This is a genomic window from Gilliamella sp. CG22 (genome assembly GCF_046635725.1).
GTDB lineage: Bacteria > Pseudomonadota > Gammaproteobacteria > Enterobacterales > Orbaceae > Gilliamella > Gilliamella apicola_I.
In genome coordinates this window covers 174060-198321 of sequence record NZ_JBIDFK010000005.1, presented here as the reverse complement: position 1 = coordinate 198321, position 24262 = coordinate 174060, and the positions used below count along the sequence as shown (strand labels likewise).

Below are 24262 nucleotides of genomic sequence, written 5' to 3'. Positions count from 1 at the left end.
CACTACGCTTATTAAAATACGCCCGCATCAAAATAACTGGCACTGAAGTCAGAGCGAAAGTACATCATAAAATTGAAACGGTAGAGGTTGAATTAGATGAGGTTAATTGGAATAATGTTGCTGAAACGAGGACGACGCATACAGGAAGTGAAGCTGGAGATTATCTTAATAACTTTAAACCTTCTTCTACACCTGCTGAATTAATTCAACAACAAGCAGGTAAAGGTACTCAAGTAACAATCAATACTGAACATATTTTAAATGATGAGATAAAAACTTATGCAAATGGTACTAAGGTTGGTACTGGTGGGCATTATTTAAAAGATCCGAATATTAAAGTAGATAAGTGGACAGGTGCAGCAGATGCTAATGGTGTCACAAAAGGATATATATCAGTCAGAGATCCTGAAACCGGGAAATGGTATAAAAAACAAGCTGAAACAACCTTTTTTCCTGAGCATTGGTCTAAACGACAAACTGAAATGGAAATTAAAAGTGCTTTTGAAAATTCAAAACCCAATCCTGATAATAAAGAAATGTGGCAAGGGACATCTTTAAGTGGTATAGAAATGGAAGGCTTTTATAAAAAACCGAATGGCACAGGTGCTACAGCATGGCCATTTTATCAAGGAGTTAAGAAATAATGTTAAATAAAAAAATAATATTTAGTTGGAGCAAAACATTTGGTATGTTCCGTCCATCAGGTTGTTTTTCTGATGAGAATATAAGATATAGACCAAAACAAGGCTATGGTATTATCGCATTAGCATCTTGGTTATCATCAGATCTTCAATGTTCTATTAACTCTGTTAATATCTGGATTAGTAACTTGATTGATTTGGAAAATAGCCCTGCGCCTGACGGTATGTTCGGTGTTGGCAATGCGTTTTGGGTTTTGATTACTGGAAATTATGTTTTTATAGGTACTGAATACGTCGAAGAACAACAAGTCATTATGACCAAAGAACAACTTTTATATGTGTTAGAGCAATATAAAGCTTTCTTAGAAGGAGATTATAACGATCCCAATAATCCACCCGATCCTATTGATGTTGAGTTTATTGCAGAAGGGCAAGAAGCGATCGATATCTACAATGGATTGCCAAATTCTCATCTTGTTCCTTACGCTTGTTAAAAAACATCCCACCTAATCCGTGGGAAGTCTTTTTAATGTTCCTAAATCTACATGCATGTTTAATTATTAACTTGCTATGATAATCTTCAACTATACCTGTTGAATTAATTCAGCAACAAGTTGGTAAAGGTACTCAAGTAACAATCAATACTGAACATATTTTAAATGGTGAAATAAAAACTTATGCAAATGGGTTCATGATTGGTACAGGTGGCATTATTTAAAAGATCCGAATATTAAAGTTGATAAGTGGACAGGTGCAGCAGATGCTAATGGTGTGAAAACAGGATACATATCGGTCAGAGATCCTTTAACTGGGAAATGGTATAAAAAACAAGCTGAAACAACCTTTTTTCCTGAGCATTGGTCTAAACGACAAACTGAAATGGAAATTAAAAGAGCTTTTGAAAATTCAAGTCCTCATACTGATCCACGAAAAAAAGAAATGTGGCAAGGGACATCCTCTGGTGGATTGAAAATGGAAGGTTATTATAAAAAACCAGATGGAACAGGAGCAACGGCTTGGTCTATTTATGAAGGAGTTAAAAAGTAATGTTAAAAAAGAAATTGTATTTTATATGGTATGAAGGAAAGTATATTCTTTCTGGAACATCTGAAGATGAAAATATTAGAAATACGCCAAGACAAGGTTATGGAATCTGTGAGATAGCTGCTTGGTTGGCGACAGATCTTCCTACAGGGATCAACTCTGTCAATATTTGGATAAATAATCTTACCGATTTAGAGCATAGCCGAGCACCCGATGGTATGTTTGGTGTTGGTAATGCTCATTGGGTTTTAATTACTGGTGATTATGTTTTTATAGGTACCGAATACGTTGAACAACAACAAGTTCTTATTAATAAGAAGCAGCTTTTATATGTTTTAGAAAAATACAAGGCTTGCCTAGAATGTATTTATAAAGACCCATATATTCCACCTGAACCAATAGATGTTGAGCTTGTAGCTGAAGGGCAAGAAGCGATCGATATCTATAATGGATTGCCAAATTCTCATTTGGTTCCTTACGCTTGTTAAAAAACATCCCACCTAATCCGTGGGAAGTCTTTTTAATGTTCCTAAATCTACATGCATGTTTAATTATTAACTTGCTATGATAATCTTCAACTATACCTGTTGAATTAATTCAGCAACAAGTTGGTAAAGGTACTCAAGTAACAATCAATACTGAACATATTTTAAATGGTGAAATAAAAACTTATGCAAATGGGTTCATGATTGGTACAAGTGGCATTATTTTGTTGATGTCTACGCCCGATCAAGTAGCTTTATTTTACGAAATCCCTGCAAACGCTTCCTGTAATCCATTTTGTTCGCATGCGAACAGTATATAGGGAACATAGTTTAGATCACCTACTGGTATTAGCTGTATCGAGGTTTATCCCTATGTGTATAGGGAACACTTTAATACAATTGTTTCCGCATTTTCAACAATCGGTTTATCCCTATGTGTATAGGGAACACTTAAAGACAGCCATCGCCTCAATACCTGCAAGCGGTTTATCCCTATGTGTATAGGGAACACATTGTGGTGTTAACGTTTTTTGCGCAGTTCACCGGTTTATCCCTATGTGTATAGGGAACACTTGGACAAGTGGTGCGTACTGGTGTTTCACAACGGTTTATCCCTATGTGTATAGGGAACACCGGTTTAGATATGCCTAAAATTTGTACTCACTAGGTTTATCCCTATGTGTATAGGGAACACTCTAATTATAACCTATTGTTTATTAATTAAAATAGGGAGGTGTAAAATTCTACCGATTTTTTGTTGTTTTTTTAGGCGATTTAGTTTAATACACATTATGGATGTAATTTTATAATTATCATATAGTTACTTACAATCATGCAGTTTTTTTAGCGGAAACTCTTTTGCAATTTTTACTGCGCACCGAGCAATTCTTGTTAACAAGATAACATGTTACTTTTTCGCTAGATGATTTTAACGAACGACTTTATATTGATCTTACCTTTAGCTTCTTATTTAATTCGGCTTTATGCCGAATGTTATAACCATTAATTCGCAGACTGACGTTATAACAATAGTTAGAAGTTTTATAACAGAAGAAATAATTAGGAGTTTGAACAAAGCGTTAATTTTTAGATCTTTGAAAATGATGGCTATCCCTATTCATTTAAGGAACACGATAATTTTAAAGATAGCCCTATTTGAGGGGGAACGATTTATCCCTATGTGCATAGGAAACACGCACATCTAAGAATTTCGGCGTTTAATTCTATTCGGTTTATCCCTACGTGTATATAGGGAACACCGCCTGAGCCTCGCTTAGATTTTCTTTTAGCCACGGTTTATCCCTGTGTATACAGGGAACACATTTATGGGTTGCGGTTAGAAGCATTTCAATGCGGTTTATCCCTGTATATACAGGGAACACGACCACTGTCTCAAAACTGTCTCTGAGTTCGTCGGTTTATCCCTGTGTATACAGGGAACACATTTTTTGTTTTATTGATGCCAATTTGTTTACCGGTTTATCCCTGTGTATACAGGGAACACGGATGGCTGGACGGTCTGAGTGCAGACAATGATCGGTTTATCCCTGTGTATACAGGGAACACGCATTTCTTTTGCTAGTTTCCAGAACGCCATCTGGTTTATCCCTGTGTATACAGGGAACACCTTTTTCGGGCATGCGGTGAACAACATACGGGCGGTTTATCCCTGTGTATACAGGGAACACGTCACGAAACAACGTATAACAATCGGTAACCCCGGTTTATCCCTGTGTATACAGGGAACACAGCAATGAGATACATAATGCATGATAAAAATGCGGTTTATCCCTGTGTATACAGGGAACACTAATTATAACCTATTGTTTATTAATTAAAATAGGAGGGTGTAAAATTCTACCAACTTTTTTGCTGCTTTTTTAAGCGATTGAAATTCTGATGGAGTTTGACAAAATTTATAATATTATCAATTTATTAAGCAATATTAGTAAAGAAATTTGTGCAATATTTATACTTGCCATGCGCTTATGTACCGACGCTATTTTGGATCATTGCATAACAGATCGTTATGTTAATTAGCTCTATTGGACTAAGCAGATTTTACTAAAAAACTCACTCATTATTTATTCCTCTGTCCTATCCCAATGGGTTTTATGTGCAAATCCCATTAAATTATTGGTCATTTTAATTCGTTGTAATTTAAGTGACCAAATTGGCGCTTTAATCATTCTGGCAAAAGGGAATTTTCGATAATAGTGTGAGTAAGCTTGGGTGGCATCGTGCCCCTCTAATTGCGATGCGATGGCTTGAAATTGAATACCTTGGATTTTTGCAACGGTCTTTGGTGCTATGCTTATTGTACCCGCCACGTGTGAATGGGTTAACATCGCATTACCATGAATTGTTTTCACGTCAGAAAGGATATAAAGACACATGGAATCTTCATTAAAAACATAAAAAGCATTACACGCCCAAAGTTGATGATCAGGCAGAATCATACTAAGTGATAACACATGGTGTTTGTTAATAAATTCAAGGATTTTTTTATTGGGCTGCATATTTAATGAAAGTTAAACTCGATTAAGATGGTGTATTGTTTAAATGCATATCTTCACCCCAACGAGGTAATGCAGAAATATCGATATCAAACAGGTCTAACGCTCTGGCTACACTATGAGTTATCATATCATCAATACTATCAATACGTTGATACAGTGCCGGCACAGGTGGAAATATCACCCCACCCATTGAAGTGACAGCCTCCATATTTTTAATATGTCCTAAATGTAAAGGTGCTTCACGTACCATTAAGACTAAACGGCGACGTTCTTTTAAAACTACATCGGCAGCCCGAGTTAGCAAATTATCCGATAAACTGTTAGCAATTGCAGACAAACTACGCATTGAGCACGGTGCAACTAACATGCCCATTGTTTTATAAGAACCACTTGCTATAGCTGCCCCGATATTATTAATAGAATAAACCTTGTCGGCAAGCGCCTCTATCTGTTTGATGCTCATATTGGGAACTTCGTAAGAACAGGTCATGTGAGCAGCTTTAGAGATTACCAAATGAGTTTCAATATCCAATGGTTTTAAAAGCGTTAACGCTTTTATGCCATAAGCAAACCCCGTTGCGCCACTGATTCCTATAATGATACGCTTTGCTGTCATGTTAATTCCTATAGTATTTTGAATACAAACAACATCGGTTGACATTGATATGTTCAAAATAAGATGATTCCAATTTTTTCATTCGATAAATTAAGACGTTATGCATGAGTAAATCTTATCACTTTTCATTGATAGCGAATTGAACAAAAAAGCTATCAAGTGAAAAAGATCGATTATGATCAATTCATCACAACACATCATACCTATATCGAATTTAGCTTTCAAGCAAGGGAAAGCTTATATAAAAATTGAGAACAAAAAAGAATAAATTTATTTAATAAAATTAATCGTTTTAATAAAACGATATTGCATCAAGTTTAGGATTTAGATATTAGCGACATAAATACAACATTACAGATGAAATGTGATGAATTAAGATAAAATGCGCTAACTACGCCTAATTTAATAGGCTTAGGCGTAGTATACTTTCAGTTATTCCTTAGCCATTGGCTGTTCAACCACTTTGGTTTCTTGATTACCTTGAATTGCTTGGATTTGTTGAGCATATTTGGCGACAGCATCTTTACCGGATAACAGACTATAAGTTAACGTAAATTCGGTACTTTGTCCCGGCTCTAACTGGCGTACCCGTTTTTGTTCACGTTCAATAGTCACAGGATAGGCAAAACTGGTTCCCGGTTCTAAACCAGTAACATAACCTTGCTTAAGTGTATCGGTATTTTTCCACAAAGAAAGAACAGGAAGTTCTTTGGTATTAAAAGCAATACCCGTGCCTTTATCCCCTGCTTTATTCGTTAACATAACTTGCGTTTTACCATTAGCATCGGCATACGGATAAACGTTAAATACCATTTCGTCAAAACCTTTGGTTGGCCCTAGATAAGTTTGCCATGTTTTTAACCCATCTTTAGCATAATCGTTAAATGGCGAGATTTCTCGGACTGGTGCAACAAATTGAGCACCCTCTTCCAAAATTGGCGTACCGTAATTGCTATGATAAATGATTTGGAAATCTTTCGTGTAATCACCTTTATTGGTCACAACATCATGTACCGTAAACTCTTTACTACCTGGTACGTAACTTATTGATGCCCACGTTTCAAGATTGCTCTTTTTGAATGTGTTTTCTTTTATTAAACCTTTAACCGTGATTGTGTAAGGTGCTTTATCTAAAACTTCGACGACTAATTTTGAAACCGGAGTGTTTTGAGCTCGCCCATGCAATGTATACATCATTCCGTCTGCTTGCACTGCATGACCTGTCCATTCAAAACCACAACGCACCATCATTTCGTTAAAACCATCCAACCAACCCAGCCCTGCACGGCTTTCAAGATTTATAAATTTCGGGTGAACAATTTCGTCAACTGGTGAATCCCACCCCATTCTAATACCGTCACCAACAACTGAAATAATTCCCAGTCCACGAGTCGGACTTAATTTTATGGTAAAATCATTACTGTTGATTGTTAATAACTCGCTTCCTTGTTGTTTTCCACCTTTAAGGACAGTATTTGCAATAAAAAATTTTTCGGCGTTTATCCCTAAATCTTTATTGGAGATAGACCAATTTCCTTTTGCTACATCTTTCTCGGTATCAATTAGCACAAATTCTTTAGCATTAGCCGTCATGGTTGTAAAACATGCTAATACTGTAAGTGAAATGATTTTAACTTTCATGTTAATTCCTCATAATTTATTAAAACAACTAAACTGAATCGCTTCAGTCAATATGGCATAAAACGAGATAAATCAACAAAAAGAAAATATCAAAAATGAGAGATTATTCACACTTTTTAAACAGAAAAAATATCAATAATCTTATGAGTTATAATGAAATGATTTTATTTAACCACAATTAACGATTGGGTCTAACCTGTCCTGCTTTCCAATGTTTACGGCAAACAGAATGAAACTCGCTATCACCTAAATGTATAGAGTTACCAAACTTAACAATCTTACCATCTTTACCTTCTAGCAAATTCATTGTTGCTTTTTTTCCACACCAACAAACGGTTTTAAGCTCTCTAAAATTATCTGCGATTTCAAGTAATGTTTTTGAGCCTTCAAAAAGATGTCCCATATAATCTGTTTTTAATCCAAAAAACATCATTGGTACTCCATACTCATCACAAACATCAGATAATTTCCAGATTGTATTTCGGGATAAAAACTGACTTTCGTCGATCAGTATACAGGCATAATCATTTTGTTTAATTAATTCAATTATCTCATCAACACTATTATCATCAAGCTGTAGCGCTTTTTTGCGTAATCCTAAACGTGATACAATTTCTACAGCAGAATCACGCGTATCGACAGACGATTTAAGTAGCAATGTTTGCATATTATTACTTAAATAATTATGGTCGATTTGTAATAATTCAGTTGATTTACCCGCATTCATGACGGCATAAATATAATAAATTTTCGACAAAATAAGGCCTCAAAATAAATTAATAAAGAAACAGAATAATTTAGAAAATAAAAAAGGTAAGTTATCAAACCTACCTTTTATCATTATAATGAAATAAAAACTATTTTGCTTTGCCTTGATTTGCAACAGCTGCTTGTTTGGCGGCAATTTCATCAGCATTACCTAAATAGTAATGTTTGATCACTTTCATATTATCATCAAATTCATATACTAAAGGCACACCCGTTGGAATGTTAAGATCAATAATATCATCATCACTGATATTATCTAAATGTTTAACTAAAGCACGTAAAGAGTTACCATGAGCAGCAATAATAACACGCTCGCCTCTTGCTACACGTGGTGCAATCGTTGATTCCCAGTAAGGCAGAACACGTTTGATTGTTAATGCTAAGCTTTCTGTTAATGGTAATTCTGATTCAGGCAATTTGCTGTAACGTGAATCATGTCCCGGAAAACGCTCATCTGATTTTTCTAATGCAGGTGGGGTAATAGCAAAACCACGACGCCACAATTTTACTTGCTCATCACCATATTTTGCAGCAGTTTCCGCTTTATTTAAACCTTGAAGTGCACCATAGTGACGCTCATTTAATTTCCAACTTTTTTCAACAGGCAACCATGCTTGATCCACTTCATCTAAAACATGCCATAATGTATGAATAGCACGTTTTAACACTGAGGTATACGCATAATCAAATTCGAAACCTTCTTTTTTAAGTAATTGACCTGCTTCTGCTGCTTCTTTATTACCTTTATCAGATAAATCAACATCAGTCCAACCACAAAAACGGTTTTCTTGATTCCAAACACTTTCTCCATGTCGAATAAGAACTAATTTTTTTACTGCCATGAATATAACTCCTTTGTTACGTAAAATAAATTTGATGTATCTTGTTATCAACAGGAATACATGATTTTAATCATGTATGCCGATTGTATTTCAATAAACGTTTTTAAACTATACACATTATTTTGGTAAATATTTTGCAGGATCAACGGATTGCGCTTTATAACGAATCTCAAAATGTAGTCTAACTGATGAAGTTCCTGTTGCGCCCATTGTTGCAATTTGCTCACCGGCTCGAACTGTTTGTTGTTCCTTAACTAAGATTGACTGATTATGCGCATAAGCTGTCAAATAATCATCATTATGTTTAACAATAATTAAATTACCGTATCCCGGTAACGCATTACCAGAATAAACCACTCGACCATCAGCCGCAGCGACAACTTTATCACCTAACGATCCTGAAATATCAATCCCTTTACTTGCGTTAGAAAACTTTTCAATAATCTTACCATTAGCTGGCCATTGCCATGAAATATTAGCAACCGTGGCTGTTGCGCCTCCTAAATTGGAACGACTTTGATCCGATGAATTAGAACTACTTGGAACAGATGTAATAGTATTACTTTGAACAGATTGAATGGTGCTGCCTTGATCAGATGAACGGCTTGATGAAGTACCATTTGAATTATCTTTGATCGTCACAACTTTTTGGGTAACGTTATTTTTAGTTTCAACAACCGTTGTTCCAAAACTGACATCCAAAACTTGACCTACATTAACGGCGAAAGGTTCTTTAATATTATTTTTTGCGGCTAATGATCGATAATCATTACCCGTTACCCAAGCAATATAAAATAAGGTATCTCCACGTTTGACAGTATAAGTATCCCCCTTATAGCCACCTTTAGGAATATCATCATAATTACGATTATACACAATACGTTCATTCGTTGTTGCAACGCTTTGACCAGACGAGCTGGAAGATTGCACAGTTGAACTAGAGCTTGATGACGATTTAGGATAAGTAGAGTTCGATATTCGGTTACCCGTCGAAATATTTGTCGGTGGTCTGCTATAAACAGACGGATTTGAACTCCCGGAAGAATCTGAAATATCTACAATTGTAGCAGGGTTTGTTTGAGTACACGCAGCAATCAGCAAACTTAAACTACTTAATGTGAGAATTTTTTTCACTTTAATACCTTTCATTCGTTAATCTTATTTTGGTAGAAATTGCCCATGATTATACATTTTAACGTTTTTACCGTAAAAAGCTATTATCTTTAAAATATTCATGCTAATTTGATCATGGTCGAAGAATGATGATGAGTACTTAATTAAAGACAAACTCACGCCATAAATCCAATAAGCTGTATAAAAATGAATGCCCTTTCTGACAAGAAATTTAACACCACTATACCATTAGTGAATCAACAAGCAAACTTGCTTATCAACTAAGATTAAATATTCAAAATGCAATTTTACAATGGGTATAAAATGATAAAAACTGAAATTGTTTTGAACGCAATGAGTATATACAATAAAATAGGTTTTCGTATAGTATATTTGTGGTATTTTTTTCAAAATTAAAATGTGACCAAATCTAATGACTTTATATATTGTAGCCACCCCAATTGGAAACTTAAACGATATCACGCTTCGCGCAATTGAGATCCTTAAAAAGGTTGATTTAGTTGCTGCCGAAGACACTCGCCACAGTGGATTACTGTTGCAACATTTGGGAATCAAAGCCAAACTTTTTGCACTGCACGATCACAACGAGCAAGAAAAATCTCAGCTATTAATTGAAAAGCTCAAGTCTGGCGTATCGATAGCATTAATATCTGATGCAGGAACTCCCTTAATAAATGATCCAGGCTATCATTTAGTGAAAGCTTGCCGTGAAAATGAGATTAACGTTGTTCCTATTCCTGGTGCTTGCGCAGCGATTGCAGCCTTATCGGTTGCAGGACTACCGTCTGATAAATTCAGCTATGAAGGTTTTTTACCCGCTAAAAGTAAAGCTCGTCAGGACTATTTAATGACACTGGTGAATGAAACACGAACGATGATATTTTATGAATCAACACATCGTTTACTTGATACCTTGCATGATATGCAAACTGTATTTGGCGCAGACAAACAAATCGTATTAGCCAAAGAGCTAACAAAAACATGGGAAACGATTGTCAGCTATCCGGTGACTCAATTAATTAATTGGCTAAATGAAGATATTGCCCGTCAAAAAGGGGAGTTTGTTTTAATTGTTGAAGGTCATACTAAAACTGACACGGATATCGATCCCAATGTCATTCACACATTAAAGTTATTAACCAAAGAGCTTCCATTAAAAAAAGCGGCTGCAATCACCGCCGAAATATACGGACTTAAAAAGAACCAACTTTATCAAATTGGATTGAGTTTGGAATAATGAAAGCATCAATCAACTAACAATTAATAGCTATTGAGCTAAAACAAACTTACTAGCTAAATAGTAAGAAAGCGTTAACCTCGAATAAAATTAGACAGTAAAACATCGATAAGAACATTGGCACAAATAGTGCGAATTAGTATATAATTAGCCACTATTTTTAAGTAATTTAATGATAAAAGGTAACAAACAGTATGGGATTCAAATGTGGGATCGTCGGACTACCAAATGTTGGTAAGTCAACACTTTTTAACGCACTAACTAAAGCAGGCATTGAGGCGGCTAACTTTCCGTTTTGTACAATCGAGCCAAACACTGGTGTAGTGCCAATGCCCGATCCTCGTCTCGATCAGCTTGCTGAAATTGTCAAACCACAACGCACTTTACCAACCACAATGGAATTTGTGGATATTGCTGGATTAGTGAAAGGTGCATCAAAAGGTGAAGGGCTTGGAAACCAGTTTTTAGCCAATATCCGTGAAACCGAAGCAATTGGTCATGTCGTACGATGCTTTGAAAATGAAAACATCATTCACGTAGCAGGTAAAATTGACCCTGCCGAAGATATTGAAATTATTAACACCGAGCTAGCGTTAGCAGACCTTGAAGCTTGTGAACGTGCTATGACTCGACTACAAAAACGAGCAAAAGGCGGTGACAAGGATGCCAAGTTTGAACTTGAAATTCTAGAAAAATGTCTACCCCACTTAGAACAAGGTAAAAAATTATTACTATTGGATTTAAGCAAAGAAGAGCTAAACGCAATAAAGTATCTTAGCTTCTTAACCTTAAAACCAACCATGTATATTGCTAATGTTAACGAAGACGGTTTTGAAAATAACCCTTATTTAGATAAAGTGAAAGCCATTGCAGAAGCAGAAAAAGCGGTCGTTGTGCCTGTCTGTGCTGCCATTGAAGCGGAACTTTCAGAACTTGATGATGCCGACCGAGATGAATTTATGCAAGACTTAGGATTAACTGAACCGGGGTTAAATCGTGTCATACGTGCAGGTTATAAATTACTTAATTTACAAACCTATTTTACCGCAGGTGTGAAAGAAGTACGGGCATGGACAATATCCGTTGGTGATACCGCACCGCAAGCGGCTGGAAAAATCCACACTGATTTTGAAAAAGGCTTTATCCGAGCGCAAACTATCGCATTTGATGACTTTATCAAATACGGAGGTGAACAAGGGGCAAAAGAAGCAGGTAAAATGCGTTCTGAAGGTAAAGACTACATCGTCCAAGACGGCGACATTATGAACTTTTTATTTAATGTCTAATATTAACGTATGATGAAATACATTAACGTCACCACAAGGTGGCGTTAACGTTTAACGATAAAAAACACGATAACCAAAGCCTAAATCATTAAACAATAATCAAAACACATCGAGTCGATCCATTGAAACGCAAATAACCATGTTAATAAACATTAACACTATCGATAAAATGGATGCATCAACTAGGTAAGGAAAAACTATGTTACTGACTTTCGACCAAGCAAAACAAAAAATATTGCAAGCTTGCACCACCGTAAAATCACTTGAACACGAAACAGTATCATTAAATGATGCACTCGACCGAATTACCGCTGTACCCATTATATCCCCCATTAACGTCCCTCGTTTTGATAATTCGGCAATGGATGGTTATGCTGTCAGATTAGCTGATATTGAAAAATCAAGAACCTTACCGGTTTCTAAGACTGTTTATGCAGGTGATGATATCGGTGATCTTAACTGGGCAATTGGCAGTTGTTTACGAATTATGACAGGTGCGCCTGTTCCTAATGATGCTGATGCGGTTGTTATGCAAGAACATACACAAGTAAAAGGTCAACACATTACTTTTCTTAAAGATATTAAAGCTGGGGATAATATTCGCCGAATCGGTGAAGATATCAAAAAAGATGCAGTCACAGTTGCCAAAGGTCAACGCTTATCAATTCCTACTTTATCGACATTAGCAACGCTTGGCATTCATCAAGTTTGCGTGTATAAAACATTAAACGTTGCTATCTTTTCAACCGGCAACGAACTAACGCCAATTGGTCAACCGTTAACCGACAATGGTGCTATTTATGACAGTAATGGTTTCACATTAAAACAGCTATTAACAAAACTGAATTGCCAAATGATCGACCTAGGTATTATTCCTGATGATCCTAACCAAATTAAACAAGCTTTAATGACAGCCTCAACCCAAGCTGATTTAATCATTACCAGTGGTGGGGTATCGGTAGGCGATGCTGACTACACCAAAACGGCTTTAGAAGAGTTAGGACAAATTAATTTTTGGAAGATAGCGATGAAACCCGGTAAACCATTTGCCTTTGGACAAATTGGCAAAGCCCTATTTTGTGGTTTACCCGGTAATCCTGTTTCAACAGTAGTGACATTTTATCAACTCGTTCAACCTTTAATTTCAGCGCTTGCAGGACAACAAACGCTATCAGCGGATTTAACTTTTAAAGTTAAAACAGCAACCGATCTTAAAAAAAGTGTTGGGCGCATAGATTTTCAACGTGGTAGAGTGGAACCAAATGACCAAGGCGAGTTAGAAGTTAAATCAACGGGTCAACAAGGTTCACATATTACCCAATCGTTCAATAAAGCTAACTGTTTTATAATATTAGAACAAGAACGCGGAAACGTCAGTAAAGGAGAATATGTCACCGTTACGCTGTTTAATGACTTATTAAAATAGTGCCACTAAAATGGCTCCAACGGCAATCATCACAACCCCTACGCCTGATAAAAATGAAATTTTTTCACCAAATAAAACCGCGGCAAATACCACTGCAAACACCACGCTTAGCTTATCAATAGGGGCAACTTGCGACACTTTACCGTCTTTGATTGCCATAAAATAAAACAGCCATGACAACGCACCGGCAATACCACTTAATGCAATAATCAGTAATGCTTTTTTATCATTAAAAAACGTATTAATTAAGTTTAATTTACCCTGAACTGCCACCACGCCAACCAAAAATATCGCCATAACAATAGCTCGAATTGCGGTTGCCGTATTTGCATCAAGATGTTGTAAACCAATTTTGCCTAAAATTGCCACGAAAGCCGCAGAAATGGCAGACAACAAGGCATAAATAAGCCAAGCACTCATCTTTAATTCCTGTCTATTTGAATCATATATTGCTGGTTATTTGAATTTTTTTGGCATTGTTGTGAATTACTCATCACACCATCACAACCTTCTAACACACCGTGCGCTTTTGACCAACGATATTGTTTACCGTGATCATTCTTACCACCACAAGCAATTAAGCTTAAACTCAGTATCACACAAGACAATGTAATCAGTACTGTTTTCATGGTTTTCTCCGATGTTAATGTAGAAATGATTACTTAAGCTATATAGATTAATAACTGTTATTCTATTTTAGAATCTGTTTGATGAATAGATAGACTACCACCTATTTTTAACAAATGAAAGGCTCGAGCTTCACGGTATTGAGATAACAAAGTTGGCGGTTCATCTAAAGGTTCATCGGCTAACTCAAACGCTCCCCAATGTATTGCCATTGCGGCATGGCAATGTAACTCATCATAAAGTTGTACTGCTTGCTCAGGATCGATATGTTGTGACTGCATAAACCAACGAGGCGCATAAGCACCAATTGGAATAAGTGCCAAATCAATATGTGTAAAATATTCACCAATATGCTTTAAAACTGATGAATAAGCGGTATCGCCCATAAAATAGAGTGTTTTTGTTTGATTAGCATTAGCCACATTTGATTGAATCACCCAACCACACCACAATACCTTATTCACATCAAATAAACCACGTTTACTCCAATGTTTGGCAGGTGTTGCAGTAAAAGTAAGATTATCGATATCCGCCGATCCCCACCAATCCAGCTCAATAACCGTCTTAGCCCCCCACTTATGAAGTTTAGTTTTTAAACCTAATGGCACTAAAATAACAACATTTGCAAAACGACTCACTAATTGTCGAATGCTATGATAATCAAGATGATCATAATGATTATGTGAAATCACAATAAAATCAATGTTAGGAAGTTCTTCAATACTCAGTGCGGGTGGTGTACGGCGTTTAGGGCCTAAAAACTGAAAAGGTGAAGCACGATCAGAAAAAACAGGATCGGTTAAAATCATTTTACCGTTAAGACGAATCAACGTGGTTGAATGCCCTATCCACCAAATTCTATCATCGTCTAACGTCATATCAATCGATTGACACCATTGATGATTAAAACCAAGATAACCTGCTTGTGGGGGCAAAACATTCCGATTAAAATACCAACGACAAGTATCACTTAAAGTAAGCTTAAACGGCTCCTGATTTTTAAATTTTTTACCGTTATGGTGGGATTGATCAACGATATTTTTCTGTTCATAACTCATCAAAACGACCCTTATTCATTTGCGTATCGCTCAATTAACACAGCGACATTACTAGCATTAGCAATAGCATCGGGTTTAGAGACTTTAATTTTAATATGACCAACTGAAAATTTTTGCATAACATGCTCAGCAACCTGTTCAGCAACGGTTTCAATTAGTTCAAATTGCTGACTTTCAACAAACAGAGTAACAGACTGACTAACCAAAAAATAGTCTAAACAGAGCGAAACATCGTCATTTTTGCCTGCCGGTTGATTATTCCAAGCCATCTCTAAATCCAAGATAAGCTTTTGCTTAATGTTTTTTTCCCAACTATAGACCCCAATGGTTGTAAAAATAGTTAAACCTTCAATCAAAACACGATCATGATTATTTATGCGCATATTTCACCCTAAAAACAGATTAAGTTTATCTACTTTAAACAGAAGATTACCGAATCTCAACAAATTACGCTATAATTTATTTTAAATTGTAATGAAATTAACCATAGCACTTATGACCCGTATATATCAACCTGTTTCGATTATTGAAAATAGCATCATGACATTAGATGATAATGCATTTAATCACCTTATTCGGGTTTTACGAATGAAAACAGGTGAAAATATTATCCTTTTTGATGGTACTAATCACATCACACCAGCAACAATACATGAAATCAATAAAAAATCGGTAACCGTCAAAACGGCGACCACCCTATTAGACAACCGTGAATCCCCTTTAAAAATTCATCTTGGACAAGTCATATCACGCGGTGAAAAAATGGAGTTCACCATACAAAAATCTGTCGAATTAGGGGTAACCAGTATTACGCCCCTACTTTCTGAACGTTGTGGAGTAAAACTCGATGCAGAACGATTAGACAAAAAAGTGAATCAGTGGCAAAAAATTGTGATTTCAGCTTGTGAACAATGTGGTCGTAATATCATTCCGGTGATTCATCCCGTCATGAAACTAGAAAATTGGTGTGCCAACTTAAACAGCGGTTTACGATTAAACTTACACCCTAAAGCAACACATGGAGTAAAACACCTTCCTACCGGACAAACGGATATCAGTTTACTAATCGGGCCTGAAGGAGGATTATCTGATGACGAAATCAACATGACACATCAGTATCAATTTACCGATATTTTACTAGGACCACGAATACTGCGCACCGAAACAGCAGCGCTTACAGCCTTAACAGCACTACAAGTTCAATTTGGTGATTTAGGATAATTAACTGTAAAAAATCATAATTCATCATGTTTACATTGCATCTTAATCTGTTACGAGTATGATAGTTGCCAAAGCTTTTGCATAGTGATAAAAACACTATCTGTCACAATTCATATTTTATTGAACAATACAAAAGGAGTTACCATGATTAAGCTTGGTATTGTTATGGATCCAATCAGTCATATCAAAATAAAAAAAGACACCAGTTTTGCAATGTTGCTTGAAGCACAAAAACGGGGTTATCAACTTTTTTACATGGAAATGAACGATCTGTTTTTACGTAATGGTCAACCTTATGCAACAACACGAAAGTTAACCGTTCATCACGATCTCAATCACTGGTTTGATATGGATGAAGAACAAACACTACCATTAAGTGATCTTGATGTCATACTAATGCGTAAAGATCCCCCTTTTGATACTGAATTTATCTATTCAACTTATATTTTAGAACGAGCAGAAGCAAATGGTGTACTTGTGGTAAATAAACCACAAAGCTTACGTGACTGTAACGAAAAACTATTTACAGCATGGTTTGCCCAATTTACGCCAGAAACCCTCGTGACTCGTCAAACTCAATTAATACGAGCATTTCATCAAGAACACCAAGATATCATCTTAAAACCACTTGACGGCATGGGCGGATCGTCAATTTTTAGAATAAAACAAGATGATCCCAATATATCCGTTATTATCGAAACCCTAACCGAAATGAACACCCGATATTGCATGGCTCAAGCATTTATTCCTGCAATTAAAGACGGCGACAAACGTGTTTTGGTCGTTGACGGTCAACCGGTGCCTTACTGTCTTGCTAGAATCCCTCAAAAAGGGGAAACTCGTGGAAATCTGGCAGCTGGGGGATATGGCGAAGTAAGACCACTCAGTGACAGTGATTGGCAAATAGCTAAAAGCGTAGCACCAACCTTAAAAGAAAAAGGACTATTGTTTGTTGGCTTAGATATTATTGGTGATAAATTAACTGAAATAAACGTCACCAGCCCGACTTGTGTACGTGAAATTGAAGCGGCAAACCCAGACATATCTATTACAGGCATGTTAATGGATGCCATTGAAAAACGATTAAATAAAAAGAGCTAAACATGATTAGAGAATATAAAAAAACGGATCTAGATAAAATTATGCAACTATGGCTTGAAGGAAATATACAAGCCCATAATTTTATTGATCCTGAATTTTTCAAACAAAATTATGAATTTGTTAAAATGCTCATTCCAATGTCAACCATTTACGTGCAAGATCTTAATGGCGTAAAAGGATTTATTGGCTTAACCGAAAACTATATTTCTGGTTTATTTGTTGACGAAGAATTCCGCCGACAAGGGACAGGAAAAGCACTAGTTAATAAAGCGAAACAGCGTTACAACGAATTACTTGTTCATGTCTACAAACAAAATAGTACAGCTATTAATTTTTATCTTTCACAAAATTTTGAAATTGTTTCTGAATCCATCAATGAAGAAACCAATGAACCCGAATTATTGATGCGTTGCTTAGTTGAACACAACGTAAAAATCGGCAAGTGTGCAATTTAAATAAAACTAAAATGTGAGCATATGAATCTAAAAAATTATTTTATCATTGCAATGCCAAACGTATCCGAAACCTTGTTTAGCCGATCGGTGGTATATATTTGTGAACATAATCGAGATGGAGCAATGGGTATCATCATTAACAAACCTCTTGTTGAACTCAATGTTGCCACCGTATTGACTCGTCTTGAAATTATGGCACCAAAAAACTGTGCTGAACTAGAATACCCTGTATTTTGTGGTGGCCCTTTAGCGGATGAACAAGGATTTATTTTACATACTCCACAATCGGGCTTTTCATCGAGCATTCAAATATCTGATGACGTGATGATAACCACATCACTTGATGCATTAAAATCGATTGGGACACCTGAACAACCGAAAGATCTTTTTCTTGCATTAGGTTATTCAAGTTGGCAATCACTGCAACTTGAATCAGAAGTTGCCCGCAACGATTGGTTAGTGGCAGAAGCCGATCCCAATATTATTTTTAATGTTGCCATTGAAGAACGCTGGCAAAAAGCCGCCGAATCGCTAGGGATTAATATCAATCGCATATCGCATCAAATGGGAAATGCATAAACAATGGCAACCATTATTGCATTTGATTTTGGAACCTCAAGTATTGGTGCGGCGATTGGACAAGACATCACCAAAACAGCCAATCCACTTTGTTCGTTCAAAGCACGAGACGGCATTCCTAATTGGCAAACTATTGAAAAGGTACTTAAAGAGTGGAAACCTGATTACTTAGTGGTTGGGTTACCTCTCAACATGGACGGTAGCGAACAACCACTGACAGCCAGAGCACGAAAATTTGCTAACCGTTTACATGGCATGTTTGGTTATCAAGTTCATTTACAGGATGAACGATTATCGACGGTCGAAGCTAAATCGCACATCTTTGCGTCACGTGGTTACCGTGCACTTGAAAAAGGTCATATTGATGCTACTTCGGCAATTATTATTTTAGAAAGTTGGTTTGAAAACCATTAACTATTTTAACCTTTTATTTATTTTACAAATAATTCATCGCTAATCATTTACATACTTGCTAAAATAATCAGCAGTTTTTTTATTTAAGGACTGCTTCTCGTGTCAAATAAAACACCTCTTAGCTATAAAGATGCCGGTGTCGATATCGACGCCGGTAATGCACTGGTTAACCGTATTAAATCAGTTGTCAAAGAAACTAAACGTCCTGAAGTCATGGGCGGATTAGGTGGATTTGGCGCACTATGCGCAATCCCACAAAAATATCACCAACCGATTCTAGTGTCGGGTACAGATGGTGTCGGGACTAAATTACGGTTAGCAATGGACTTACAATGCCATGACTCTATTGGCATTGATTTAGTCGCCATGTGTGTAAATGATCTTATTGTTCAAGGTGCTGAACCCCTATTCTTTCTTGATTATTATGCAACAGGAAAACTCAATGTTGACATTGCAGCAACGGTAGTGACAGGAATAGCACAAGGTTGTAAACAAGCTGGTTGTGCACTAGTCGGTGGCGAAACGGCCGAAATGCCAGGCATGTATCAGGATAATGATTACGATCTAGCTGGATTCTGTGTGGGTGTCGTTGAAAAATCAAAAATGATTGACGGCAGTCAAGTACAAGACGGTGATGCCATCATTGCGTTAGCATCCAGTGGGGCGCACTCTAATGGCTACTCATTAATTCGAAAAATTATTGAAGTCAGTGGGGTAAATCCGGCAACTGAACAATTAAATGGTATGCCACTTGCTGATCACCTGCTTGCACCGACCAAAATCTACGTCAAATCGATTCTTGATTTAATTGAACATGTCAATGTACATGCCATAGCGCACATTACAGGCGGTGGATTCTGGGAAAACATTCCACGAGTGCTACCCGACAATATGCAAGCAATCATTAACGAAAGCAGTTGGCAATGGCCACCACTATTTAATTGGCTACAACAAGCAGGTCATGTCAGTCGGCACGAAATGTACCGTACTTTTAACTGCGGTGTAGGTTTGATTATTGTCTTACCCCAACATTGTGTTAATGACGCCTTAACGTTACTCAATAATCATGGTGAAAAAGCGTGGTTAATGGGTGAAATAAAACAGTCAACATCGGATGAACAAGTCATTATTCAGTAAAATAGACATCTGTTACTATATAATTTAGATAAATTGTATAGTAACAATCTATTCAATGAATAATGCCAAAACCATTTCATTTGTTCATTATCGAGCACATATTAGATGAATGAAACTATGCAATTCTTTTTTAATATCTACAAAGTCATCAATCATGTTTAAAAAAGGTTGGGTTTATTTAGTTAATCCTAATCCAATTATTGAACACTAATTTCAAGTCCAAAAAAATTTTAATTCAAAAATAACTCAAAGCTATCTTGGTTTCTGATACAATAGTCTAAATTTATAATAATGAAGTAATGTCGTAACACTATAAAACACAAGGTTTTTTAATGATCATATCTGATGCTAATAGTGCGGTGTCATCCGTTGCTTATCGTGCCAATGAAGTCATAGCAATTTATCCTATTACGCCAAGCTCAACCATGGCTGAGCAAGCAAGCACTTGGGCTGAATTTAATAAGCCTAATGTCTTTGGCGATATTCCAAAAGTAGTTGAAATGCAGTCCGAAGCTGGTGCTATTTCAACTGTGCATGGTTCTTTAATGACGGGCGCATTAGCGACGTCGTTTACATCATCGCAAGGCTTGTTGTTAATGATCCCTTCGTTATATAAGATAGCCGGTGAATTAACGCCTTTTGTTTTACATGTCGCTGCTCGTACGGTTGCCACCCATGCGCTGTCAATTTTTGGTGATCATTCTGATGTAATGTCAATCAGACAAACGGGCTTTGCTATGCTGTGTTCAAGTTCAGTTCAAGAAGCCCAAGATTTTGCGCTAATTGCACAAATGGCAACATTGAATAGTCGTGTGCCTTTTGTCCACTTTTTTGATGGTTTTCGAACATCTCATGAAGTGAATAAAATTCATCCTTTAAGCGATAAACAAATTCATAACCTATTACCGCATGATGCTATAAAAGCTTATCGTAGCCGTGCTTTGACGCCCGATAATCCTGTTATTCGTGGCACGTCGGCTAATCCTGATACCTATTTTCAATGTCGTGAAGCAGTAAATTCTTATTATGATCAGACTTATCAGCATGTTGTCGATGCTATGCAAGCATTTGAAAAAGAGACAGGCAGACAATACCAACCGTTTGAATATTATGGGGCAAGTGATGCCGAACGTGTGATTGTCATAATGGGCTCAGGCGTGAGTACTTCTAAAGAAGTTGTCGATTATCTGCTTGATAATCATGAAAAAGTCGGTGTGGTGATTGTTAGATTATTCCGCCCTTTTTCTGCAAAACATTTGTTAGCGGTCATTCCGGATTCTGTTAAAAATATAGCGGTTTTAGATAGAACAAAAGAACCTGGTGCCCAGGCCGAACCTTTGTACTTAGATGTTATGACTGCTTTTGCGGAAAGCTTTAGCCAAGGTGAACGCCATTGTTTACCAACCATTGTTGGTGGACGTTATGGTTTGTCATCGAAAGAGTTTGATCCTCGCTGTGTCTTGGCTATCTTTAACGAGCTGTTAGCAGAAAAACCAAAACCACGCTTTACCGTTGGGATTTATGATGATGTAACTGGATTGTCATTGAAATTACCCGAACAATCTATTCCACAAAAATCTGCGCTTGAAGCATTATTTTATGGTTTGGGTAGTGACGGTACGGTTTCGGCGACTAAAAATAATATTAAAATTATTGGTGATAGCTCACCTTTTTATGTGCAGGGCTATTTTGTTTATGACTCTAAAAAGGCCGGTGGCTTAACGACTTCGCATTTACGAGTAAGTTTGGAGCCTATTGATTCTCCTTATTTAATCACTAGCGCACATTTTATTGGCTGTCATCAAGATCAATTTATCGATAAATACCAGATTGTTGAAAAACTAAAAGATGACGGGATCTTTTTACTTAATACACCTTATAGTAAAGACGAAGTTTGGCATCGTTTACCGAAAGAAGTTCAAGTACAATTAATCCAGAAAAGAGCACACTTTTATATTATTAATGCCGCTAAAATTGCCCGAGAATGTAATTTAGGAGCCCGTATTAATACCGTTATGCAAGCGGCTTTCTTTCATCTTTCTGAAATATTTAAAAATGATTTTAGTATCACACAGCTTAAAGAAGTGATAGCCAAAAGTTACAGTAGCAAAGGTCAAGAATTAGTCGAAAACAACTGGAAAGCCCTTGATTTAGCGATTGCTTCTTTAGAGCAAATTCCGTTAAGTTGTGTCGATCAAAGTAGCGCATCACGCCCTTCTATAGTACCAAGTAATGCGCCTGACTTTGTGAAAGTAGTGACGGCATCAATGCTTGCCGGTATAGGCGATAACTTGCCAGTATCTGCCTTTCCACCCGACGGCACTTGGCCAACGGGCACCACAAAATGGGAAAAACGAAACATTGCCGAAGCGATTCCAATTTGGCAACCCGACCTTTGTACCCAATGTAATCATTGTGCGGTTGCGTGTCCACATGCGGCAATTCGAGCTAAAGTGGTGTTACCTGACGATTTGGCAAACGCACCCGATTCATTGAGTTCGCTCGAGGTAAAAGCCCGCGATATGCGAGGTCAACGCTACGTTTTACAAGTTGCGCCGGAAGATTGTACGGGTTGTAATTTGTGTGTTGAGGTGTGTCCGTCTCGGGATCGTAATAATTTTGATATTAAAGCGATTAATATGCAATCACGCATTGATAATTTAGAAACGCAACGCGCCAATTTTGCGTTCTTTAATGATTTGCCTGATCGTGATATTAAATCACTTGAACGTATTGATGTCCGCACATCGCAGTTATTAACACCATTGTTTGAGTATTCGGGCGCTTGTGCCGGCTGTGGTGAAACCCCTTACATTAAATTGTTAACGCAACTTTATGGTGATCATCTTGCCATAGCTAATGCAACCGGTTGTTCTTCAATTTATGGCGGTAATTTACCTTCAACCCCTTATACTACCGATCGTTACGGTCGTGGCCCTGCTTGGGCAAATTCGTTATTTGAAGACAATGCCGAGTTTGCTTTAGGTTATCGGATAACTTATGACCAACATAAAAAACGGGCGTTACGTTTGCTTGAACATGTAGCGGGTGAGATTTCGCCCGAAATTGTCATTGCGTTACAGTCCCTTGATTCTACTATTGATGATAAACGCAAGCAGGTTGCTTTATTGCGTGATCAACTGGCTCATTTGGACTCGCCTGAAGCAATAGAGTTAATTCAAGATGCGGATTATTTAATCGATAAGTCAGTTTGGGCAATTGGTGGGGACGGTTGGGCATATGATATTGGTTTTGGTGGACTGGATCATGTAATGAGTTTGACCGATAACGTTAATATTTTGGTATTAGATACACAATGCTATTCTAATACTGGTGGTCAGCAATCTAAAGCAACGCCAATGGGAGCCGTGTCTAAATTTGCCGATTTAGGTAAACATAAAGCACGTAAAGATTTAGGCGTGAGTGTGATGATGTATGGGCATGTTTATGTTGCGCAAATTGCATTAGGTGCACAGCTTAATCAAACGTTAAAAGCCCTGCAAGAAGCCGAAGCCTATAACGGCCCTTCTTTAGTGATTGCTTATAGTCCTTGCGAAGAGCATGGTTATGATTTAGCAAAATCGCATGAACAAATGAAAGATTTAGTTAAATCAGGATTCTGGCCGCTTTATCGTTATGATCCACGACGTACGGCAGAAGGTAAACCTGGTCTGGTGCTTGATTCTAAATCACCAAATAGTGAATTATTATCTAGTATTTTATTGAAAGAGCAGCGTTTTAGACGTTTAGAAACGTTAGAACCGGTGATTGCCAATACCTTGCATGAACGTTCAACCAAAATGGTAAACGCTAAATTTAAGTTCTTGCAAATGTTATCGACGTATTCTGATATCGAAACGCCCGCAGACAGCTAATCAATCACTGTTGTGATTAGAATCATATCATCTTAATTAAGACCATTGCGTATGTTATGCAACATACGCAATGGCTGTTTATTCGTGATGCGCTTTAGTGCAAACTAGCACCAGTTAAGTGCGTTTTTTTAACCAATTTAATCGTTATCATCTTCA

General features: G+C 37.0%; 24 protein-coding genes and 2 CRISPR repeat arrays. Of the genes, 14 read left to right on the top strand and 10 right to left on the bottom strand.

Features of this window, described 5'->3' with window-relative positions; genetic code table 11:
• From ACGH46_RS06715 to ACGH46_RS06700, 4 genes are all read left to right on the top strand, one after another.
• On the top strand, positions 1-644 hold a 644-nt coding region (locus ACGH46_RS06715), incomplete at its 5' end, for an EndoU domain-containing protein (protein WP_411604907.1).
• On the top strand, positions 644-1135 hold the full coding sequence (locus ACGH46_RS06710; protein ID WP_411604905.1) for a hypothetical protein: 492 nt from the start codon (positions 644-646) through the stop codon (positions 1133-1135). The genes ACGH46_RS06715 and ACGH46_RS06710, both read left to right, overlap by 1 nt.
• A gap of 277 nt (positions 1136-1412) precedes the next feature.
• Positions 1413-1688, top strand: coding sequence for an EndoU domain-containing protein (locus ACGH46_RS06705; protein WP_411604902.1), 276 nt, complete (start codon positions 1413-1415; stop codon positions 1686-1688).
• Positions 1688-2173, top strand: a complete 486-nt coding sequence (locus tag ACGH46_RS06700; protein WP_411604899.1) for a hypothetical protein — start codon at positions 1688-1690, stop codon at positions 2171-2173. The genes ACGH46_RS06705 and ACGH46_RS06700 overlap by 1 nt, the downstream gene beginning before the upstream one ends.
• A gap of 357 nt (positions 2174-2530) precedes the next feature.
• Positions 2531-2864: a CRISPR direct-repeat array (repeat unit 29 nt).
• 597 nt (positions 2865-3461) lie between these two features.
• Positions 3462-3980: a CRISPR direct-repeat array (repeat unit 29 nt; unit sequence CGGTTTATCCCTGTGTATACAGGGAACAC).
• Positions 3981-4254: 274 nt separating this feature from the next.
• On the opposite strand, the gene ACGH46_RS06695 is transcribed toward ACGH46_RS06700, so the two are convergent.
• The 6 genes from ACGH46_RS06695 to nlpD all read right to left on the bottom strand — a co-directional run bounded on the left by ACGH46_RS06695 (position 4255) and on the right by nlpD (position 9705).
• Positions 4255-4629, bottom strand: a complete 375-nt coding sequence (locus ACGH46_RS06695) for a hypothetical protein (protein WP_411604897.1) — start codon at positions 4627-4629, stop codon at positions 4255-4257.
• An 82-nt stretch (positions 4630-4711) separates the two neighbouring features.
• Entirely contained in the window at positions 4712-5305 is a 594-nt protein-coding gene (locus ACGH46_RS06690) for a UbiX family flavin prenyltransferase (RefSeq protein WP_411604896.1), read from the bottom strand.
• A 432-nt stretch (positions 5306-5737) separates the two neighbouring features.
• Positions 5738-6946, bottom strand: a complete 1209-nt coding sequence (locus ACGH46_RS06685) for an aldose 1-epimerase family protein (protein WP_411604893.1) — start codon at positions 6944-6946, stop codon at positions 5738-5740.
• A gap of 178 nt (positions 6947-7124) precedes the next feature.
• On the bottom strand, positions 7125-7703 hold the full coding sequence (locus tag ACGH46_RS06680) for a thymidine kinase (protein WP_065559418.1): 579 nt from the start codon (positions 7701-7703) through the stop codon (positions 7125-7127).
• 100 nt (positions 7704-7803) lie between these two features.
• On the bottom strand, positions 7804-8556 hold the full coding sequence (gpmA, locus tag ACGH46_RS06675; protein ID WP_065559417.1) for a 2,3-diphosphoglycerate-dependent phosphoglycerate mutase: 753 nt from the start codon (positions 8554-8556) through the stop codon (positions 7804-7806).
• A 117-nt stretch (positions 8557-8673) separates the two neighbouring features.
• Positions 8674-9705, bottom strand: a complete 1032-nt coding sequence (gene nlpD / locus ACGH46_RS06670; RefSeq protein ID WP_411590246.1) for a murein hydrolase activator NlpD — start codon at positions 9703-9705, stop codon at positions 8674-8676.
• A gap of 397 nt (positions 9706-10102) precedes the next feature.
• Between nlpD and rsmI the strand changes: the two genes are divergently transcribed.
• From rsmI to moeA, 3 genes are all read left to right on the top strand, one after another.
• Entirely contained in the window at positions 10103-10927 is an 825-nt protein-coding gene (rsmI, locus tag ACGH46_RS06665; protein ID WP_411604891.1) for a 16S rRNA (cytidine(1402)-2'-O)-methyltransferase, read from the top strand.
• A gap of 194 nt (positions 10928-11121) precedes the next feature.
• Positions 11122-12213, top strand: a complete 1092-nt coding sequence (gene ychF, locus ACGH46_RS06660; RefSeq protein ID WP_065559414.1) for a redox-regulated ATPase YchF — start codon at positions 11122-11124, stop codon at positions 12211-12213.
• Positions 12214-12412: 199 nt separating this feature from the next.
• Positions 12413-13639 (top strand): molybdopterin molybdotransferase MoeA, encoded by a 1227-nt coding sequence (gene moeA, locus ACGH46_RS06655; protein WP_411604889.1) that lies wholly within the window; start codon positions 12413-12415, stop codon positions 13637-13639.
• On the opposite strand, the gene ACGH46_RS06650 is transcribed toward moeA, so the two are convergent.
• Genes ACGH46_RS06650 through folB form a run of 4 tightly spaced genes read right to left on the bottom strand, consistent with a single transcriptional unit; the run spans position 13631 to position 15707 of the window.
• Positions 13631-14059, bottom strand: a complete 429-nt coding sequence (locus ACGH46_RS06650) for an EamA family transporter (protein ID WP_411604887.1) — start codon at positions 14057-14059, stop codon at positions 13631-13633. The genes moeA and ACGH46_RS06650 overlap by 9 nt on opposite strands.
• 2 nt (positions 14060-14061) lie before the next feature.
• Entirely contained in the window at positions 14062-14268 is a 207-nt protein-coding gene (locus ACGH46_RS06645; RefSeq protein ID WP_267352578.1) for a hypothetical protein, read from the bottom strand.
• 57 nt (positions 14269-14325) lie between these two features.
• Positions 14326-15324 (bottom strand): MBL fold metallo-hydrolase, encoded by a 999-nt coding sequence (locus tag ACGH46_RS06640; protein ID WP_411604884.1) that lies wholly within the window; start codon positions 15322-15324, stop codon positions 14326-14328.
• Between the two features lie 11 nt (positions 15325-15335).
• On the bottom strand, positions 15336-15707 hold the full coding sequence (gene folB / locus ACGH46_RS06635) for a dihydroneopterin aldolase (RefSeq protein WP_411604881.1): 372 nt from the start codon (positions 15705-15707) through the stop codon (positions 15336-15338).
• 91 nt (positions 15708-15798) lie between these two features.
• On the opposite strand from folB, the gene rsmE reads away from it, so the two are divergent.
• From rsmE to nifJ, 7 genes are all read left to right on the top strand, one after another.
• Positions 15799-16545: a 16S rRNA (uracil(1498)-N(3))-methyltransferase gene (gene rsmE, locus ACGH46_RS06630; RefSeq protein ID WP_411604878.1), complete on the top strand. Its 747-nt coding sequence runs from the start codon at positions 15799-15801 to the stop codon at positions 16543-16545.
• Positions 16546-16689: 144 nt separating this feature from the next.
• A complete protein-coding gene (gshB, locus tag ACGH46_RS06625) occupies positions 16690-17646 on the top strand; it encodes a glutathione synthase (RefSeq protein WP_267380657.1) in 957 nt (318 codons plus the stop codon).
• A 2-nt stretch (positions 17647-17648) separates the two neighbouring features.
• Positions 17649-18101, top strand: coding sequence for a GNAT family N-acetyltransferase (locus ACGH46_RS06620; RefSeq protein WP_267352573.1), 453 nt, complete (start codon positions 17649-17651; stop codon positions 18099-18101).
• Between the two features lie 21 nt (positions 18102-18122).
• Positions 18123-18680 carry a YqgE/AlgH family protein gene (locus ACGH46_RS06615; protein WP_267380659.1) on the top strand — a complete coding sequence of 186 codons (558 nt, stop codon included), beginning with the start codon at positions 18123-18125 and terminating at the stop codon, positions 18678-18680.
• 3 nt (positions 18681-18683) lie between these two features.
• Positions 18684-19094, top strand: a complete 411-nt coding sequence (gene ruvX / locus ACGH46_RS06610) for a Holliday junction resolvase RuvX (protein WP_267352571.1) — start codon at positions 18684-18686, stop codon at positions 19092-19094.
• 99 nt (positions 19095-19193) lie between these two features.
• Positions 19194-20231, top strand: coding sequence for a phosphoribosylformylglycinamidine cyclo-ligase (purM, locus tag ACGH46_RS06605; protein WP_411604876.1), 1038 nt, complete (start codon positions 19194-19196; stop codon positions 20229-20231).
• Between the two features lie 332 nt (positions 20232-20563).
• A complete protein-coding gene (gene nifJ / locus ACGH46_RS06600) occupies positions 20564-24106 on the top strand; it encodes a pyruvate:ferredoxin (flavodoxin) oxidoreductase (protein ID WP_411604873.1) in 3543 nt (1180 codons plus the stop codon).
• Positions 24107-24262: the final 156 nt, after the last annotated feature.

Coding starts and splice junctions, on each gene's coding strand:
- ACGH46_RS06710 (WP_411604905.1), top strand. CDS start 644: ATGTTAAATAAAAAAATAATATTTAGTTGGAGCAAAACATTTGGTATG.
- ACGH46_RS06700 (WP_411604899.1), top strand. CDS start 1,688: ATGTTAAAAAAGAAATTGTATTTTATATGGTATGAAGGAAAGTATATT.
- ACGH46_RS06695 (WP_411604897.1), bottom strand. CDS start 4,629: ATGATTCTGCCTGATCATCAACTTTGGGCGTGTAATGCTTTTTATGTT.
- ACGH46_RS06690 (WP_411604896.1), bottom strand. CDS start 5,305: ATGACAGCAAAGCGTATCATTATAGGAATCAGTGGCGCAACGGGGTTT.
- ACGH46_RS06685 (WP_411604893.1), bottom strand. CDS start 6,946: ATGAAAGTTAAAATCATTTCACTTACAGTATTAGCATGTTTTACAACC.
- gpmA (WP_065559417.1), bottom strand. CDS start 8,556: ATGGCAGTAAAAAAATTAGTTCTTATTCGACATGGAGAAAGTGTTTGG.
- nlpD (WP_411590246.1), bottom strand. CDS start 9,705: ATGAAAGGTATTAAAGTGAAAAAAATTCTCACATTAAGTAGTTTAAGT.
- rsmI (WP_411604891.1), top strand. CDS start 10,103: ATGACTTTATATATTGTAGCCACCCCAATTGGAAACTTAAACGATATC.
- ychF (WP_065559414.1), top strand. CDS start 11,122: ATGGGATTCAAATGTGGGATCGTCGGACTACCAAATGTTGGTAAGTCA.
- moeA (WP_411604889.1), top strand. CDS start 12,413: ATGTTACTGACTTTCGACCAAGCAAAACAAAAAATATTGCAAGCTTGC.
- ACGH46_RS06650 (WP_411604887.1), bottom strand. CDS start 14,059: ATGAGTGCTTGGCTTATTTATGCCTTGTTGTCTGCCATTTCTGCGGCT.
- ACGH46_RS06645 (WP_267352578.1), bottom strand. CDS start 14,268: ATGAAAACAGTACTGATTACATTGTCTTGTGTGATACTGAGTTTAAGC.
- ACGH46_RS06640 (WP_411604884.1), bottom strand. CDS start 15,324: ATGAGTTATGAACAGAAAAATATCGTTGATCAATCCCACCATAACGGT.
- folB (WP_411604881.1), bottom strand. CDS start 15,707: ATGCGCATAAATAATCATGATCGTGTTTTGATTGAAGGTTTAACTATT.
- rsmE (WP_411604878.1), top strand. CDS start 15,799: ATGAAATTAACCATAGCACTTATGACCCGTATATATCAACCTGTTTCG.
- gshB (WP_267380657.1), top strand. CDS start 16,690: ATGATTAAGCTTGGTATTGTTATGGATCCAATCAGTCATATCAAAATA.
- ACGH46_RS06620 (WP_267352573.1), top strand. CDS start 17,649: ATGATTAGAGAATATAAAAAAACGGATCTAGATAAAATTATGCAACTA.
- ACGH46_RS06615 (WP_267380659.1), top strand. CDS start 18,123: ATGAATCTAAAAAATTATTTTATCATTGCAATGCCAAACGTATCCGAA.
- ruvX (WP_267352571.1), top strand. CDS start 18,684: ATGGCAACCATTATTGCATTTGATTTTGGAACCTCAAGTATTGGTGCG.
- nifJ (WP_411604873.1), top strand. CDS start 20,564: ATGATCATATCTGATGCTAATAGTGCGGTGTCATCCGTTGCTTATCGT.